Annotated in this window: 14 protein-coding genes and 2 pseudogenes; all 16 read right to left on the reverse strand. The window is 30.5% G+C overall.

Annotated features, from left to right (window positions below; all coding sequences use genetic code 11):
* Window positions 1-588: 588 nt before the first annotated feature.
* Window positions 589-2,919, reverse strand: a complete 2,331-nt coding sequence (locus CLRAG_RS06605) for a glycosyltransferase family 2 protein (protein ID WP_065077661.1) — start codon at window positions 2,917-2,919, stop codon at window positions 589-591.
* 488 nt (window positions 2,920-3,407) lie between these two features.
* A complete protein-coding gene (locus tag CLRAG_RS06610; protein WP_065077662.1) occupies window positions 3,408-3,707 on the reverse strand; it encodes a hypothetical protein in 300 nt (99 codons plus the stop codon).
* A gap of 294 nt (window positions 3,708-4,001) precedes the next feature.
* Window positions 4,002-4,259 (reverse strand): annotated as a pseudogene (locus tag CLRAG_RS21365) (flagellin); the annotation flags it as partial.
* A 1,730-nt stretch (window positions 4,260-5,989) separates the two neighbouring features.
* Window positions 5,990-6,404 (reverse strand): annotated as a pseudogene (locus CLRAG_RS21370) (flagellin N-terminal helical domain-containing protein); the annotation flags it as partial.
* A 178-nt stretch (window positions 6,405-6,582) separates the two neighbouring features.
* The gene (locus CLRAG_RS06620; RefSeq protein WP_065077664.1) at window positions 6,583-6,945 is read right to left on the reverse strand and encodes a four helix bundle protein; all 363 of its coding nucleotides are present in this window, start codon (window positions 6,943-6,945) and stop codon (window positions 6,583-6,585) included.
* Between the two features lie 411 nt (window positions 6,946-7,356).
* Complete coding sequence (locus tag CLRAG_RS06625; RefSeq protein ID WP_065077665.1) at window positions 7,357-7,518, reverse strand: carbon storage regulator; 162 nt, start codon at window positions 7,516-7,518, stop codon at window positions 7,357-7,359.
* Between the two features lie 631 nt (window positions 7,519-8,149).
* Complete coding sequence (locus tag CLRAG_RS06630; protein ID WP_207644789.1) at window positions 8,150-8,377, reverse strand: type II toxin-antitoxin system HicB family antitoxin; 228 nt, start codon at window positions 8,375-8,377, stop codon at window positions 8,150-8,152.
* A 111-nt stretch (window positions 8,378-8,488) separates the two neighbouring features.
* Entirely contained in the window at window positions 8,489-10,180 is a 1,692-nt protein-coding gene (locus tag CLRAG_RS06635; RefSeq protein ID WP_065077737.1) for an AAA family ATPase, read from the reverse strand.
* A 372-nt stretch (window positions 10,181-10,552) separates the two neighbouring features.
* Window positions 10,553-12,976, reverse strand: a complete 2,424-nt coding sequence (locus CLRAG_RS21375) for a flagellin N-terminal helical domain-containing protein (protein WP_065077666.1) — start codon at window positions 12,974-12,976, stop codon at window positions 10,553-10,555.
* A 316-nt stretch (window positions 12,977-13,292) separates the two neighbouring features.
* The gene (locus CLRAG_RS06645; protein ID WP_065077667.1) at window positions 13,293-13,631 is read right to left on the reverse strand and encodes a flagellar protein FliT; all 339 of its coding nucleotides are present in this window, start codon (window positions 13,629-13,631) and stop codon (window positions 13,293-13,295) included.
* A 27-nt stretch (window positions 13,632-13,658) separates the two neighbouring features.
* Complete coding sequence (fliD, locus tag CLRAG_RS06650) at window positions 13,659-15,509, reverse strand: flagellar filament capping protein FliD (RefSeq protein WP_065077668.1); 1,851 nt, start codon at window positions 15,507-15,509, stop codon at window positions 13,659-13,661.
* A gap of 128 nt (window positions 15,510-15,637) precedes the next feature.
* On the reverse strand, window positions 15,638-16,024 hold the full coding sequence (gene fliS, locus CLRAG_RS06655; protein ID WP_065077669.1) for a flagellar export chaperone FliS: 387 nt from the start codon (window positions 16,022-16,024) through the stop codon (window positions 15,638-15,640).
* A 200-nt stretch (window positions 16,025-16,224) separates the two neighbouring features.
* The gene (locus CLRAG_RS06660) at window positions 16,225-16,527 is read right to left on the reverse strand and encodes a hypothetical protein (RefSeq protein ID WP_065077670.1); all 303 of its coding nucleotides are present in this window, start codon (window positions 16,525-16,527) and stop codon (window positions 16,225-16,227) included.
* Between the two features lie 30 nt (window positions 16,528-16,557).
* Window positions 16,558-16,854: a flagellar protein FlaG gene (locus CLRAG_RS06665; protein WP_065077671.1), complete on the reverse strand. Its 297-nt coding sequence runs from the start codon at window positions 16,852-16,854 to the stop codon at window positions 16,558-16,560.
* On the reverse strand, window positions 16,827-17,201 hold the full coding sequence (fliW, locus tag CLRAG_RS06670; RefSeq protein WP_065077672.1) for a flagellar assembly protein FliW: 375 nt from the start codon (window positions 17,199-17,201) through the stop codon (window positions 16,827-16,829). Before fliW ends, CLRAG_RS06665 begins: the two co-directional genes overlap by 28 nt.
* A gap of 296 nt (window positions 17,202-17,497) precedes the next feature.
* On the reverse strand, window positions 17,498-19,465 hold the full coding sequence (locus CLRAG_RS21045) for a flagellin N-terminal helical domain-containing protein (RefSeq protein ID WP_242872098.1): 1,968 nt from the start codon (window positions 19,463-19,465) through the stop codon (window positions 17,498-17,500).
* Window positions 19,466-19,533: the final 68 nt, after the last annotated feature.

The raw sequence follows: 19,533 nt of genomic DNA on the forward strand, positions 1-19,533 counted from the left end.
TTGGGATATCTGCTTTTCCCACTAAGTAAGATTCATTGATAATTTCTGCATTTATCTGCTTATCTTCATCTTCTACTTTATTATAATCTATAACAATCATCTTTTTCCATTATAAACAATATATTTTTATTATAGTCATAAAAAATTAATTTTATACGAACATTTGTTCTTTTCGTAATCATTTAGATATACTAAAAAGAGCAGCCATTTCAATGACCGTTCTAAAAATATTATTACATTATTTTACAGGTGCCTGTCACCATTGCTTAATCAAATTTTTAACTCTAATTACAATTTGTTCTCTGCCTATTTTTCTGCTCCCTAAATATATTGTTATATAAGAAGGCATAAATATCAGCACTACTGACATTGTAAAAAATAAGATGACAATACTGTCAGTAGTGCCGATATCCACGGCTGTTTTTGGTTGTCCCTACTATTTTTTCGTAGGATTAGTAGGGTGGAAACTGTGCCCTATTTGCCCTAAGCCTCCATAACAAAATGAGCACTTGACCTAATATTAGATTAGCATAAACAATAAAAATTACAAAGCATCAATATCTTTTATTTTTTACTATTTGAATTTCCTTATATACTTTTAAAAAAATCTTCAACTGTTATATTAGAATCCAAAATTTCTAACAAATTTTTAATAATGTTTCTTATCTTCTCTTTTAGTTCTTTATTATCAGATGCAAAAAATGCAGTTTTATAGTATTCTATTGCTTTATTATAGTTTTGATTCATCTCATAAACGTAAGCTAAATTAAACAATATATCTGCATTATCTGGGTCAACTTTTAGTCCTTCTAAAAGAATTTTTTCAGCTTCGCTATTTTTTTGCTGCATCATGTAAATTACTGCTTTCATTGAATATATTTCAATATCATTTTTCACAATATCTTCGTATTGTGAAATTAAAAATTGTGCATTATCAAGTTTTCCACAATCAATTAACTTTGAAATATTCTGTTTTAATTTAGTCTTATAATTTTCAAATTCTTTTTCTTCTTTGCCTGTTAAGACTTTTTCGTTTTGCATTAAAATTTCTATTCCCTTTTTCATATAAGTATATGTTTCTAAAGCTATTCTCAGATATTTGTAATAACCTTTCATATCATTATTATCTCTGCATTTTTGAGCATGATATAAATAAATAAAAAAAGCATCCTCATTATTCTTTACATCATATACTATTTTATTATCTATACACCACTTACTATATATCGTTGTCACGTAAGAAATACCAAACTTTATATATTTTTTAAATATATATTGATAGCTCTTATCATCTATGTTATCAATTAATAATACATATCTACAAAATAATCTATTAATCCTAACATTATTGTAATTATTAACATCATCATGCGAATTAATATACTCAATTAATAAGTTGGATAAATCCTTATGTGTATCATTTAAATATTCCATAAATTTATTGAGTTTAGAATCCCACACATTATACAACAATGACCCTATATCTCCACCAGCTTTAAGCATATAATATATCAAGTCTCCAAAATAATTTGGCTGCAAATTCATATCCATTTTGTTTACAAAATCAATAATAATTTTCTTTAAATCATTACTAGCTATTGCTTCTGAACTTCTTATTTTATTTAAATACGAATAAGAATTAGAATAGCCTGCAAACCTCTTTATCAAAAGTTCTCTCTTGCCTTTTTCTAATTCATTCATGCATTGTTCTAAAACATAATTAAATTTATTTTCAAACTGTATGCCATTTGGAATCATTACATCTTCATAATACTTGTTAAGTTCCAAATACCTATCTAATTTTATATATGAACTAACAACTGCTCCTATACTATTTTGTATAAATTCCTTTGAAGTTAATAATTTGCTATATTCTAAACATTTTTCATACATTCCAATTCCATAATAGCCTACAACAAGATCATTATACGCTTCTTCTATTCTACCTAAAGTATACAGTCCTAAATTTATATTATACCTCAATTTAGAGTTATTGTATTCCTTGACCAGAGTAATATATCTCTTATAATTCTCAATGGATTTCTTAAAAGTTTCACTGAAAGCTTCAGATTTTGCCATATAAAATGCGAGATCAATATAATTATTATCTAATTTTAATCCTTCCCTGCAAACTTCTTCTGCTTCAGAATATTTTTTAAAATCCATTAAACAAATAACATACTGATAATAAACATACAAGAAATCCTTTTTATTGATATAATCTTTATTCATAATCTCATAAGTTTTTTTAATCTGATCTAGCGCATCTTTACAATCATCATGCATTCTATATGTAACAGAAAGTTGAAACCCATAATAAATGTTATTTGGATCTTTTTCTAATTCCAATTTTAACAATTTGCTAGTTCTTGAAAATTTTCTTTCCATGAGACTTTTATCTTCATTAATATATCCATAATGAACTATCTTAGCTTTTATTACAATTACAGGATTTTTAAATATCGGGTAATTATGAACAACTCCTTTATAATGAAACTCTCCATCATTTTTAAAAAGTCTAGGAGATTGTATTACACTATAATCGTACCTATCCTTTATGCTATTTAAATTTTCAACGGGCATAATTGCAGTATTATACTCATTACACTTTTCTGATTTTAAGAAAGTAATTAATTCATTTTCATTTGAAACTTCCTCATCTGCATCAATAATAAATATCCATTCCCCAGCTGCATAATTTATTGTAATATTCCTCATTGCGGAAAAATCATTATTCCATTTATGTAAGTAAACTTTGTCTGTATATCGTTTTGCTATTTCTATGGTCCTGTCTTGTGAACCTGTGTCAACTATAATTAACTCTGATTCTATGGTACTCATTATAGTTTTTAAGCTATTTAAACATCTTTCTAAATTTTTTTCTTCATCTTTAACCATCATACATATGCTTAATTTCATATCACTTTATTCCTTTCAAAATATGATAAACAAAAACCTTTTTGAGAACTGCATCTTCTATTTTATTATAATATATAACAGTTATCTCTTTCTATAACATAAAGTATATTATTTTATTATAGTCATAAAAATTTAATTTTATATAAATATTTATTCTTTTTTCATTCCTTAAAAATATAAAAAAGAGCAGCCGCTTCTGACTGTTCTTAAAACCTCCTAAATTTACATAACCATGGTACTTCTAATTTTACTTTATATTAAATTATTAATTGAAGTATATTTATCAATACATTCCCTTTCAAATTTCTTTGCATTATCATCTGAATTAGTTGCAAACCATGCAAACCTTGTAACACCTTTATCTTTTTTTCTGCAAATTGCATTTTTTATTTCCCTCTTAGTTTTTTAGCCACATTCACAATAAAGCGTACTTACAGTCAATTTAATCTTCTGTTTTATTATGAAACATTTTCCTTCGACATTTAGTTTTAATTATTATCTTTATTATAACTTTCTCTTTCTTTGACTGCTGGTAGTAATCCTACAAATCTTGATACTGAAATTAATGTCATTAAAAATCCACAAATTATTTCAAAAAATACTATATGTGATACTATTCTTCCAACTGAACTATTAACTTTATTAACAATATCCATATTATAAGTCGTCATACATAATACACTAGAAATAATAACCTCCCCTAATGAAATTGATACTACAGAAAATAACTTTATAGTTGTTATTATAATAGCAGAATACCAGAAAATTATTTCAATATAATTTTGCAAAAGACAAATAACCATCCTAGTTACAGAATATATCTCGTAATTATTCCCTTTTTTTCTTTTTCTATATCTATCAAATAATAAAACATTCACTTGATATACTATAATTTGAAAAATTCTTTCTCTTAGCCAATTTCTTAGCTCACATCCTTTATTCCAAATTATTAAAAAGAGCCAGAGTTATTCACCCTGACTCCTTAATATTACTCATTTGTGTTCTAAAATTTAAGATAACTCCTCCTCCTTATATCGGAAGGAGTAAGTTCCACTAACTAAATCAAAGATTTAGAGTGTCAATTATCTTAATAACTGAAGAACCTGTGATGGCTGTTGGTTAGCTTGTGCAAGCATAGCTTGAGCAGCCTGTGATAAGATGTTGTTCTTTGAGTAGTTTGACATTTCCTTAGCCATATCAACGTCTCTTATTCTTGATTCAGCAGAAGTTAAGTTTTCTGATGAAGTTCCTAAGTTATTTATTGTATGCTCTAATCTATTTTGATAAGCACCAAGTTGTGCTCTTTGTGTTGATACTGCATTAATAGCATTATCTAATACTTTTATTGCTGCAGTAGCAGTATCATGTGATGAAATATCAAGAGCAGATTCAATGCTTACATTATCAGTTCCATTTGATACTGATTTAGCTGATGTAAATTTAGCTCCAGCAACAACTCCTTGTGCTGCTCCTGCTGTTGTTCCTGATATATTAAGAGCTCTAGCTCTCATATCTTTAACATCCATTTGGAAACTTTGTCCCATATTTGCACCTATCTGGAATACAGCTGTAAATGTTCCACCAACTGTATCCTGAGTTGTAGCTTTAGGAGTAGCAGTTTCAAAAGTAAACTTAGTTGATGCACCTATTGCTAATGAATCATCAACTTTTCCAACATTAACTACAGCTTCTCCTGTTCCATCTTGTGCTTTTAATGTCACATTCCCACCATTTGATTCTACATTAACTGCTGTACCAACTGTACCATCTTGTTCAGTTAAAGCTGCTTCATAATGATTTTGTGTAATACTAAATGTCATATAATCTGTACCTGCTGCACCATTTGTAAAATGTGTAGCTGGTGCTGTGCCTCCTGCTATAGTTAAATCACCGGCTGTAACACTTGCACCATTTGTAAGCGTAATATCACTATATCCTGATACACTTGTCCAAGTTGACCCATCGCTTCCTAATTTTTGCAATTGAACATGTCCTGCTGTACCTACTGCAGAATTTGTTAATCTATAAGTACCACTTTCAAGAGAAGTTGTTGAAGCAATAGAAATGCCTCCTATATCAGCAGCAACTAAAGTAGTACCACTGTAAGCACTAGAAGCTGTGCTTGTACTTGCAGCTTTATTGGTAACTGTTACTGTCTGAGTACCATCTTTTAATCCATTTGCTGATACAACTGATTCACCCGTAAGCTTATCTGAATCTTTAACATTTGATACTGTCCTTGAGAAATTATCCTGCAACTGAATTGTATTTCCAGCTATACCAGAAGCAGTTGCTGTTATTTGAAGTTTTGTAGAATCTGCCTTTGTTACATAAACTGATGCTATATTACTAGTTGTTCCAGTATGCAGTGCCTTTACAATATCATCAACTACTGTTTCAGTGCTTCCTGCTCCCTTTAAATCAACTGAAAAGTCAGCATCACCTTTATACTGTCCTTTAGTGCTATCATAAAAGTCAATTTTTTTACCATCAATAAATATACCTGTTCCAACTAAATCTGCAGCTGTCTTGCCAGTAAAATCTATAGTTGCAGTTGCTCTGCTACCAACTCCTGCTGTAGCAACTTCAGCAACCTTACCAGTTATAGTTGAATCAGTTGAATTAAACGAAATTGATCCCTTAGCATAATCAACTCCAGTAAGTGTGCCATCAGTGGTAAGTGATAAACTATTAGCAGTAATCTTAACAGTGTTTCCTGCCGTAGGATCAACTGTATACTGATTTTTCAGAGTGTCATCAGCAGCAATAGCCTTAGTTAAAGCAGTACGAATTGCTAAAGCTGATGAAGGTTGGTCAGATATATCTTTTATTCCTATTTGAGTTGTAGTGGAATCTGCAGTATTCAAATTATTATTGAATGTAAGTGTAATATTTTTTCCACCTAAATTAAATGTGATATTTTTACCATCAATAGAACTTTTAACTGAAGTTAAATCAGTAATAGTATAAGTTGAAGTTGCTGCAGTTGTACCTGCTTGACCTCCAGATAAATTTGCTGCAATATCTAAAATTTTACCAGTAGTAGTTGTTGTTGTTGGATCTACTCCTCCACCATTCAATAACTTCTGAGTATTGAATTCAGTAGTGTTACCTATCCTGTTAACTTCTGAAGTCAATTGATTCATTTCAGCTTGTATTTGAGATCTGTCATCTCCTACGTTAGTATCATTGGCTGATTGAGTTGCTAATTGTTTCATTCTTTGAAGAATTGAAGTTGTTTCATTTAATGCACCTTCAGCAGTTTGTATCATTGAGATACCATCTTGAGAGTTAGAAGATGCTTGATCAAGACCATTGATCTGACCTCTCATTTTTTCTGATATAGCTAGTCCTGCTGCATCGTCTGCTGCACTATTGATTCTAAGACCTGAAGAAAGTTTTTGCATAGATTTACTAGCATTACCTGAATTGATGTTCATGTTTCTTATAGCGTTATTTGCCATTAAATTGTGATTTATTATCATAATATTTCCCTCCCTGATTTTTGACCTGCACTTCCTTGTGCTAGGTTTGATTTATTTATAGTTAAACCCAAAGGCTTTACTAACAAGTTAATTAATAATTAATAATGAAGAATTAATAGTTATGGATGATTTTCTTCCGCTACTCTTCAGAAAATCTTTTAAAATATTAATTTTAATCTCAATCATTTTTTAAATTTTGTCTTGTTGTCTTAACTATTGAGACCAATATTTTACTTAACTCTTCACATTCACTTAAAATTGTTTTTGATGTATTAATATCTATGTAATTAGTTGCTGTTAAAAGTTCTAACCAATACATAGCTTCTGAAGATTCCTTAAGTACTATATTCATCTTTGATAGGAAATCTCTTTTACTTTGAGCAAACAAACCTTCCTTAACATTAGCACCTATACTTGTACCAGAACGTAACAACTGTTTAGAAAGAATAATCTCCTTCTTTTCATTGCATAAATATTTGTATAAATTAACTACTTTTATAGAAAATTTAAATGCTTTATTATAAATCAAACTATCTTTCAACTTTTTAATCTCCTAACTTTGTAAATATATCTAAAATTTTAGACATACTAGTTAGGATTTATTCAATTAATAATTAATAGTGAAAAATTAATAGTTATATATGTTTTTCTGAACATAATGAAGAAAAACTTTCCTTAATTATTAATTCTTAATTATTAATTCTTAACTAAAAAAAGGAGCCAACCATCTCCGCCTCATCAGCATCCTGCTGAATTACGGAAATAATTGACTCCTCCTGAGTTCTTATTTAACAGTTAATAATTAATAGTGAAAAATTAATAGTTATGGATGATTTTCTTCCGCTCTGCTTCAGAAAATCTAAAATTTAATTATCATTTACCATTTTTTCAAATATAGTAAAAAAACTTTTCCCAATAAATAAATAATTATTAATTCTTAATTATTAATTATTCACTTACTCTGCTGCTCCCAAACTTCACCTCTTGTGATTTCTACATCTTTAGGCGCATCTATAGCAAGTCTTAAGTCTCCTTTATCACTTTTTACAACTTTAACTTTTATATTTTCTCCAATTACCACATATTCTCCTGGCTTCCTGCCTAATACTAACATTTAATGTCCCTCCCTGGATTTTTATAATCAAAAAACACAACTAATACCCCTATTCACATCTGCATCCTGCAGAGTATAATAGGTTTACTAGTCGTCCTGACTTTTTCTTTATAAACTTTTATGTTCAGTTTTCGGTATATTCGTAGAAAACTTTATATCCATCTGAGATATTTTTTTCTTATATTTCCTGTTGTTTCTGCTTATTTAAATTTTCGTTTTAAATTTAAGGAACTTTACACAAAAAATAAAAAAATTTTATATTTAAATAACAAAGCTTCTCACATTGGAAATTTTCTCTTAAAAAGCACACTGCGAAGCAAAATTAGTTGACAGTGGACAATTGACAGTTAATGTGGATTTTTTTCCATTACACTACAAAAAATCTTTAATTAAATTTTTCAAGGCTCGTTTCGCTAAAGCGAAAAATTGACCTTCACTCTCAACTCTCAATTCTCAACTATATATATTTTACCACATAGATTTACCCATAAACATAAAAATAAGCACCAGCAGTTTATTTAAACTAACCAGTACTTATTCAATCAAATCCATCATTTTTAGTTCTCTATATACTACAATTTACTTCTAAGTTCTTCATATTCTTTATCTGAAATAATAGACAATTTACTCATTACATCACCATATCAAGCTGCTTTGTTTCCACAAAATCTGTATTGAATACGTCTATACCATCTTTTCCTGAAACTTCTAAACACAGCTTAATTGCTTCATCTACATTTGCCATTAATTCCACCATACTATCTCCTTGAGTATGGCAACCTTTAAGTTCAGGCACAGTTGCAACAAATCCACCGTCTTCATCCTTCTCTATAAGCACCGTAAATGTATATTTTTTCAATATATCATCTCCCAATTGAAATATACTTATTGTTAATATTATACCCAATTTCATATTAAGTTTCACTATGAAATTTGTGATTATTCAATTATTCTATCACATAATCTATATCTACACATTTTCTTTAACCAACACTTTTTTCCCTTCAAAAGCTATGCCAAGTTCAATTATATTTTTAATGTCTTTTTCTATAAGCTCTGATTTATAATCTTTATCTCTAATTTGTTTAAGTGCTGAATCTGCTGCCTTTTCTAAATCTTCCTCATCATCTTCATCTACTTTTTTAAATTCTATTACTATTCCTATTTTACTTATGTCCTTTGGAATTACCATAACATCGTATCTTCCATATCCACTCTCACGGTTAGATTTAACTTCATAGTTATCTCCAAGTCCTAACAGCATTCCAAGTACAAATGCATGATATACTTTTTCGCTTTCACTTCCTGCTGCATCAAAATAGCTCATACTGTTTTTCACAAAATCCTTCAATATCTTTCCAAAAGTTTTTATATCTCCTGTAACAAGGCTTTTAAGCATTATATTAAACTTATCATTATTTATGCTTTCCTTAAACCAACCTAATATTATCTGCCTGTATAAATAATTTACTTCCATATTCGGTATGCTTAAATTACAATACATCTCTCCCATATCAATTCTCTTTTTTACAACCTTCAAGTACCCGCTGAAAAGTAAGAAACTCCAAACATTTTCCGTATTCTTATCTATTTCTCCCATAACTATATCTTCATTTATTCGCTTTTCTATAGATCTGCCTTTAATAAGTTCTTCTAAATCTCCCTTTAAATCAGCTCCACCTTTTGTAACTAGTGTTTTTACAAGATCATTACTTGAGGTATTAGTCCAGTAAGGTTTAAAACCATCTTTCCATCTCTTTACATAATTTAATACAGACCAGGGATTATATATAACTCTATCTCCAAAAATGTATCCGTTATACCAGTTCGTTAACTCCTCCATGTTAGCTTCTATTCCATAATATTTTAGTGTTTCCTCTACTTCTTCTTCTGTGAAGCCAAAGTATTCACTATATTCACTGCTTAATATTGTACACACATTTATATTATTAAGCCCGGAGAAAATACTTTCTTTTGCCACTCTGAGTATTCCTGTTAGTATTCCTGTTAGTATGCCTTTTTCTAAATTTTCATTGTCCTTCAAACCTGCACTTAAAAAGTTTCTCATAAATTCTATTATTTCATCATAGTATCCATTTAAATATCCACTTTGAATAGGTACATCATATTCATCTATAAGTATTACTACCTTTTGTTTATAAAATCTATATAAATAATTACTTAATATTTTCAATCCCCTTAAATAAGTTACATAATCCGCTTTTTCTTCTAATATTTTTATAAACTCCTCTTTTTCAAAAGGATCTAAAATATCACTTTTTAAAATGTATCTATGCTTTGCAAATTCATCTTTTATAATTTTTCTCAAGCCTGTTTCACAAAATTCCCATTTAGAGTATTTTTCATCCTTAAATGTTATAAATATAACTGGATACTGTCCCTGCTTTTTCATTATTTCTTTATCCGAATATATTTTTAAATCTTTAAAAAGTTCTCCATTGCTCTCTTCTGTTTTTTCAAAAAAGCATTTCAGCATACTCATGTTCATACTTTTTCCAAATCGCCTCGGTCTTGGAAGTAGTATAACTGCACTTCCATCCTCCACTACTTCTTTTATGAATAAAGTTTTATCTACAAAATAATAATTGTCTTCTACTGTTCTTTTAAAATCACTATAACCTAAGGATATTCTCTTCACTATTATCACTTCCATATTACTTATTTAGTTGAGAATTGAGAGTAGAAAGTGGAGAGTTAAGGAAATTTTTAACTTGTTAAAAATAACTTCCTTCACTCTCAACTCTCAATTTTCAATTCTCAACTTTCAACTATATATTATATTTTACCATATGCATTTATATTTAAGCACAAAAATAACTGCAAAATATTAATCTTGCAGCTTACTCTTTTTCATATTTTATTAAATTTCTTATTACAAACAATAATTCTGTATTTTTTTAAACTCGGTATTAATTTTGTAACTCAACTTTCGCACATATAAAATTTTTTGAAGATGCCTTAATGCAAAAGAGTCAGAGAAAATCCCTGACTCTTTTATTATAAAAATCTAAAATTATCTTAATAACTGAAGAACCTGCTGTGGCTGTTGGTTAGCTTGTGCAAGCATAGCTTGAGCAGCCTGAGATAAAATATTGTTCTTTGAGAAGTTTGACATTTCTTTTGCCATATCAACGTCTCTTATTCTTGATTCAGCAGAAGTTAAGTTTTCTGATGAAGTTCCTAAGTTATTTATTGTGTGCTCTAATCTATTCTGGTAAGCACCAAGTTGTGCTCTTTGCGTTGATACTGCATTAATAGCGTTATCTATAACTTTAATTGCTGCAGTAGCAGTATCGTGTGTGGAAATGTCAAGAGAAGATTCAACACTTACATTATCAGTTCCATTTGATACAGATTTAGCTGTTGTAAATTTAGCTCCATCAACAACTCCTTGGGAAGCTCCTGCAGTTGTTCCTGATATACCAAGAGCTTGTGCTCTCATATCCTTTACATCCATTTGGAAGCTTTGTCCCTGATTTGCACCTATTTGGAATTTAGCTGTAAATGTTCCACCAACAGTTTCATTTTTTACACCTGCTGCACTTGTATTAAATGTAAATGTTGTACTGCTTCCAGTGGATAATGATGAAGAAATATCTCCTACATTTATTACAGCCTCACCTACTCCATCTTGAGCTGTTACTCTAACATTTTGCTGACCTGAAACAACATTTACTGCACTACCTATTGTTCCATCTTTTTCAGTCAATTGTGCTTCATAGTGATTTTGAGTTACCTGGAATGTAACAGCATCTGTACCAACTGTAGCAGTGGCAGTAATACCACCTGTTGCAAGAGCAAATGTTAAATCACCAGCAGTTTGTGCTGAACCTGATATCGAAATATGATCATATCCCGATACAGTTGACCAGGTTGTTCCATCCGATCCTAAAACTTGTAGTTGAGCCATATCTACAGTACCACTGCCATCATTAGTCAAACGATAAGTTCCTGTAGCTAAGCTTGTATTAGCACTGATGGATAAACCTGTTAAATCACCAGCAGCAACTGTGCCACTAACTGCACTACTTGAAGTGCTTGTGCTTGCAGCTTTATTTGTAATAGTTACTGTTTGTTGTCCATCCTTCAATCCTTTAGCTGAAACTACACTTTCATTAGTAAGCTTATCACTTCCAACAAAATTTGATACAGCTACAGCTGAATTATCTGAAAGCGTATATGCATTTCCTGCTATTCCTGTAGTCTTTGCAGTAATTTGTAATTTGGTTCCATCAGTCTTGCTTACATATTCATTTGGTAGATAAGAATCACCATCAGCAACACTAACGCCAAACTTGTCAACTGCTGCACCCGTTCCATTGTATAAAGCAGAAACTATTTTATCCACTATTGCCTCAGCATTTCCAGCTCCTTTTAAATCAACTGCAAAATCTGCATATCCACTATAAGCTCCATCAGTACTATCATATAAATCTACTTTCTTACCGTCAATTACAAATCCCGTGCCTTTTAAATCAGCTACAGTTTTGCCAGTAAAATCTATTGTAGCACTTGCATTAGCACCAGCTCCAGCAGTTGTAACAGCTTCAGCTACTGTTGCAGTCGCCATAGCAGCACTTGAACTATAAGTTACAGAGCCATTAATTCCAGCATCAGTACCCGTTAATTTTCCATTACTGAAGGATAATGCTTTAGCAACTACAACTACATCAGCATTTGAAGCTACAGTAAGTTGATATTTGCTAGATAAATCAGCATCAGCAGCAATTGCAAGTCCTAAAGCTTTTTCCACTGCATCAGCAGAATTGACATTAGTTGCTGTATCACTAATTCCTATTTGTGTTGCAGTTGAATTTGCACCTGAAATATTTTTGTTTAAGGTAAATGTTAAATCTTTTCCACCTAGATTAAAAGTTATTGTTTTTCCATCATCAGCAGTTGTAAAGTTACTAGTAATGCTAAAGGTCTTAGTTAACTGAGTTGCACCAACTTGACCGCCTTCAAGCTGGGAAGGTACAGTCAAAGCACCTGCTTTAGAAGCTAACTTAGGATCAACTCCACCACCATTAAGTAACTTTTGAGTATTGAATTCAGTAGTATTACCTATTCTATTAATTTCTGAAGTTAATTGGTTCATTTCAGCCTGAATTTGAGTTCTATCATCACCTACGTTAGTATCATTGGCTGATTGAGTTGCTAATTGTTTCATTCTTTGAAGAATTGATGTGGTTTCATTTAGTGCACCTTCAGCAGTTTGCAGCATTGAAATACCATCTTGAGCATTAGCTGAAGCCTGATCAAGTCCGTTGATTTGTCCTCTCATTTTTTCGGATATAGCTAGTCCTGCTGCATCATCTGCTGCACTATTAATTCTTAAACCTGAAGAAAGTTTTTGCATTGCTTTACTTGCATTACCTGAATTAACATTCATGTTTCTGATTGCATTATTTGCCGCTAAATTGTGGTTGATTATCATAATAAATTCCTCCTTGAATTTTACTTGGGCGTCCTTGCCCGTTTTATTTATAGTTAAACCCTTAATCAGTTGACAATTGACAGTTGACAATTAATTTCAGGTCTACTAACAAAATCAAAGTTCAGAGTTTAAATATCAAAGTTCAAATTTAGGTTGATTTTCAGCTAAAGCTGAAAACCTTCATTTTTTGTTATTTGTTATTTGAACTTTGTTATTTACTTTACGCTTTGTTATTTATTTTATCGTTGCTATTTTTATTTACTTTACTACTTTTTTCGACTTTCAAATTGTTTTTTTATTTATTTCTATAATCTAATTATATTTTCTTACTAAATATAGTAGTACCTATATGTCTACTATAACTTTTTGTTAAAGTTCTTTTTTGAGATATATCATCAATTTTTCTTCTTAAATCTTTTTTCTTTTCAAACATCATTTTTGATAATTTATTCTGAAAATCAATTATTTTAAATTGTTTGACTGCATCGTTATATTGTTCTTTTGTACAATTCAACTCTTTTAAATTATCCAACAACTTCTGTCTTTCACTCATTAAACTTTCAAGTCCATCATAATCATCATTCTCAAGTTTATTAATAAGTTCACAGGTGATATTCCTTAAATTCTCCATATCTTTTTCCAAATATAAATCCATCATTTATTCCCCATTCTAATTTTTATATCAACTTCCAAGCATAGAAGATAATTCTGATTGCTGAGCATTTAATTGATTCATTACAGTTTCTAGTTTGGAGAATTGCTGGTAATATTTTTCCTGCTTAGTAGCCATTTTTGTTTTAATATCTTTTATTTTAAGCTGCTGTTCATATATTTGATCTGGAAGTGTATTTTTTCCTCCAGTTCCTGTAAGAGTAAAGTCGTACTGCTTATTTGCAAAAGAAGTCAGTATAGCACTATTAAAAGTCGTATTTGTATATCCAACATTTTTTTGTAATATCTTTGAAATTCTAGTTAAAATTCCATCTTCTTTATATTGTCCAAGGCTGCTGTCGTATTCTACAGTACCATCTTTTGCTATAGTATTGGGAATAGCAGATATATTGGTAAACATTTTGGATATTTGGTCACCTTTAGTTGCTATAGCCCTTTTTAATTGTTCTGGGTCAACTATATCAATATGAGAAGGTGTTGTATAGTCTTTAGATGTATCTATACCAAAATTATTACTGCTATAACGACCTAACGAAAGTCCGACATTATTTACTGAAGTAGTAAATGCCGTTGATAAATCATTGAGCATAATTTCAAGATTATCGTCATTTCTAAGAATACCAACTTTAGCTTTAGTTTCCCAAGCTGTAATCTGAGAAGTGGTCATCTGTGATTTTTGTGCATCTGTCAAAGGCTTATAGTCCTTGTTTGGCTTTTCAGTAAGTTTTGTTTGAATATCGTCTACTATACTATTGTATTTATCAATAAATGATTTAATCTTATCATATACCTTACTCGTATCTGACCCAATATTTACTGATGCAGTGCCTTCACTCGATAACATATAACTCATTCCATCTATAGTAAAATTATTAGTAGACTTGCCTGGTTGGGTACCGGTTTCAGAACCTGGAGTGTCTGTAAAATGAACTGACGTACCTCCTGGCACTGTAATAGTTACATCTGCATTTTGTGAATTTTGAATTGCAGCTGAACCATTAACCTTATAGTTACTTGCACTATCACTAGTAATTTTCCAGTCTCCTGCAGTTACAACAAATTGTGTAGTTACCCCATCTTTTGTAACATCTTTAGTAGTCAATCCTGCACCCTTATTTTCAACAGTATCAGTAGAAAATCCAATTATACTGGAAAGTGAAGCTGAAGTTCCATTTACTATTGTTAAAGTTGAAGATTTACCTGTAGCAGCTGAAGATAAGGTAAACTTTCCAGTAAGTTCACTGAATTTCGCATTCACATATCCTGAACTTTGATTATTTATTGCATTAACTAAATCTCCTATTGTAGCTTTTCCATCTGTATTATCCAAAGTGATGTTTATATTTCCATCACCTACATTTAATATTAATCCAAAAGATTTTTCGGACGTACCTGTTATATCAGTTAATTTTGTAGCAAGTGTATCTCCTGCTGCTAATGTATTAGTTACTCCTGCACCTTTAGCTAATTGGGCAACTGATACTGTATATTTTCCTGTCTGTGCTCCAACTATTGGAGTAAATGTTGCCACTGATGTATCTACTGTAGACGACCCATTAGCAGCACTTACAGTAAATGGTGCAAAATTTGATTGTGATAAAATATTCTTATCTGAGGTTCCTGAATCAAAAAAACTACTTTGCAGCTCCTTTATGTTCTTAATAATATCTTGATATGCCTCTTGCTTCCACTGCTCAGTCTGCTGTGTTTGCTGGGCCTGGTCAAGTTTTGTCTGTTCCCCTGCCATCATTTTTTTTACTAATGCATCTACATCAAGACCCGATGCCAAACCCGTTAATCTAATCATATTACCGCCGCCGGCACCAGTAGTACCGGATGCTACTGAACTTACATCACTCACATTTATAACCTCCTCTTTTATTTAGTTAATAATTAATAGTCTATAGTTAATAGTTATGGATGATTTTCTTACGCTCTGCTTCAGAAAATCTAAAACTTCCTTAACTCTTAATTATTAACTCTTAGCTTTTACTTGCTTGTTTTAGAAATCTTATAGGCTTCTTCCCATGTGCTTCTAACATCTTCTATTAATGGAATTACCTCATCCATTATTTTTACATCTTTTTTCATATTTGCGTCTACTAATCTTCTAACTATAAAATCATATACACTCATAAGAGATTGTCCCCATTTTCCTGCCTTGGAAACATCCAAAGATATCATAAGTTCATTAAATATATTCTGAGTCTTGATTATATTTTCGTGAGCTTTTTTTATATCCCTGTCCATCATCGCCTGTCTTGCTATTTTTGAAAACTTTGATGCCCCGTCTACCAGCATCAAAAGGAGCTGTTCCTTTGAGGCATAATTTACGCTGTTACTTTTATACGTTTTATAAGCATTTCCTGCATACATACAATAAACCTCCCTTTTTTAAGTTAAAAATTAATAGTTAAAAGTTAATAATGAATGATATTTTTTCTCCACTATACTACGAAAAATCTTAAACTTAAGTTTTTTCAAAGCTTTGCTTAAATAGTTCCATTTTAGATTTTCTGAAGTTTTAACGTAAGAAAATCATCCATAACTATTAATTCTTAATTCTTAACTATTAATTATTTTTTAACATCTAAAATATTTCCTCTTTCATTATCTATTGAAAGGTTTTCCTTTTCTTCTTTAAATGCTTTTACTTCAACTTTTTCCACTTTACTTGCTTCTACAAAAATACGTTTTTTATTTTTGCCCTGTTTGTATTTTGTAAGTTCTGACTTAAAATCTCCCTGATTATTTTTTTCTTTACCTTTATAATCTTTATTTATAAAAATCCCTGATTTATTATGAACTTTCCCTGCACTTGTAGTTTCTTTTACTCTGCGGCGAACTTCCGGGTCTACTTTATTTAACCTAAATTCCATTAAAATCCCCCCTAGAATAATATCAATGTCTTAAACTTTTTTGTCTAGAAAAATTCCAGCCAATTCACAAAGCTTATCTACCATATCCACTATACTCTTAGGTGGTATTTCTTGTATTACTTTATTAGTATTATTATCTACTATGCTTACCATTATATCTTTAAATTTTCCATACACTTCATATTTCAAATGAGTAGGCGTATCTTCCATTAACTTGTTTATTTTATCTACAGCTTTTTTTACATCTTTTTCATTTACATTTTCACTATTTGATAATTTATTATCTACAGTTTTGTTAACTACATCTTCATTTTGCTGAGTTTGCAAAACATCACTATGGGAGCTTTTAAATTAACTGTTATATTTTCTAGTTTAGTACTTAAGTTAACTGTATTTACTACAATAATATCTTTTTTGCTTTTTATATTAAGTTCGCATACCTTAATTTCGTTCAAATCAAATTCATAATTTTTCAATACATTAAAGGGTGAAACTACCACAATTCCTATATTAATATCTTCAATAGAATGAAGTATATAAAATAAATTATTTTCCTCTGCAGGAACCAGTATAAATTTTCTCAAGTTTTCAAAACCAGGAATGCCTTTTTTAAACATTAGTATATCTTCATTTTCATAGTTTAGTACTCCATGATATTTTGTGTTTAATTTCATTGTTATCTCCCTCTATGTTTAATTAATAGTTAATAGTAAAGAATTAATAGTTAATGTGGATTTTTTTCCGTTACACTATAAAAAATCTTTAATTAAATTTTTGAAGACTCGTTTTGCTAAAGCAAAACATTACTAAGCGCTGACTTATACAAATTTAAAGATTTTTTGCGACAGCTAAAAATCATCCTTCACTATTAATTTTTCATTATTAATTCTTAACTTGCAAGGCTTTGCTTCGCATCATTTTATATTAAGTCAAAATTTTATATGTGCAAAAGTTGAGTTAATAATTACCTCTATCTAATATAATCTAAAAGCGTAGGCTGTATTACTTTTCCACCAGTTTGGAGACATGCCTGATAAACCGTAATAGACGTATAATATTCTATAGTTTTCTCGGTAATATCTATATCTTCTGTTTTTGAAAGTACTTCTTTTAAGTCAGTTATTGAAGCTGCATTCTGAGTACTCAAATCACTCATTCTCTTTTCTTTTGCACCTATCTTTGAGCGAACTTGAAGGACCTTTTTCGAGGCTGCATCTATATCTACAAGATCCTGCCCTATTAATTCTTTCTTTGCATCATTTTCACTATTTGCATCTTTTGTCCATACACCATATTTACTTATCGCAGTTCCATCATCATTCTTTACTGTAACTAATACAGCACCTGGTGTAGTACTAGTTATGGGATTATTATTACTATCCGTATAACGCATCACTTGTCCTGCTAAATGGTGCTGAACTCTATCCATAAGTGCATTTATACTATCTCCTGAAGTTGTATTATAGTCATTTCCATACTGCATTATATCTGATGCTGTTGCATTATAAGTGAGCACTACTCCCTGAGAAATTTCTATGTTTTTATCTGCACCTATGTTTTCCATAGTCATGTTTGAAAGCTGGGGTGATATATCAGATATATTAGTAGTCATCTTTATGTCACTACCATTTACCATCACTTTTATATTAGTGCCGTCAGTTTGAAAATTAACTTTTCCCTTTAAACTAGATGATTGTATTTGGTTATTTAAATTACTAACTATATCACTTGCAGTTGAACCTGAGGGAGTTAATTTTACTGGTGTATTTGTTCCGTCAGTAAAAGTTATATTTTTATCTGTTCCTTGCCAGTTACTCGATGTAAATCCGCTAGAAACTACTTCTGCTGTTCCAAATAAAGTATTTGTCATATCACCTACAGTAGTATTAGTCGAATCTATATTTATACTATCGCTGCTATTCGCAGCAGTAAATTTTATACTGCCATCTTCAGCTTTTGATATACTTATTTTTCCATTAATTGTAGAATTACTTTTTAACTGACTGCTTAAATCACTAATTACACTGTCTATATCTGTATCTGAGGAACCTACTGTTAATGTAGCCGACGTTCCATTTACATTAAAAGCTATATTTTTTCCTGTCCAGTTGCTTAATATAAATCCATTCGATTGTGCTGAAGAAGTTCCAGAAAAAGTTCTGGACATATCACTTATATCTGTAGACAGTTTTATATTGTCCGAATTGTTCACAGCTATAAATTTCACATTTCCGTCATTCGTTTTTACTACACTGATTTTATCTGTAAGTCCAGTTTTTCCTTGTATCTGGCTATTTAAATCCTTGACAACATCATCTATTCCTGAGTATGAAGACTTTAAATCCACCTGGTAATCAGTTCCACCAACATTAAAAGTTATACTTTTACCTGTCCAATTATTTACGTTAAATCCATTAGACACCACATCAGGAAGATTAGTTACAGCATTTCCATTTTTATCAGCATACTGTAACGTAACAATTCCATTAGCATCAGTAGTTGTAGTTATTGGTTTTGAAAGTCCTGCAGTTCCTCCAAATATATATTCACCCTGAAAGTTCGTATTAAGTAATGTAGCAAGCTGCTGCACTTCCTGGCTCACTGCATCATTAATTTTATCTTTTTCATTTTGTGTATAAACTCCACCTGCTTGCTCCAAATTGTTTCTTATATTACTAAGTACAGTTCCTATTTGTCCTAAAGTGGTGTCTGTCGTTTCCATCCACGTATTTGCAGTTTTTATATTAGAACCATACTGAGTGGTATAATTCACAGAACTTTGAAGCTGCATAGCTCTTTCAACATTTATTGGATCATCAGAAGGCTTTGAAAAATTCTTTGTAGAAGATACCTGCTGCTGTATTTTACTTAAATTTTGAAGATTTCTCTGCATATCTGCTAAAAAATTGTTCGATAGTGTTTTATTCGTTATTCTCAAAACTAAATCACATCCTTTATTTCAAAGTTCAAAGTTCAAATATCAAAGAAAAAATATAAAAAATATAA

Origin of the sequence: Clostridium ragsdalei P11, assembly GCF_001675165.1 — a bacterium.
Classification (GTDB): Bacteria; Bacillota; Clostridia; order Clostridiales; family Clostridiaceae; genus Clostridium_B; species Clostridium_B ragsdalei.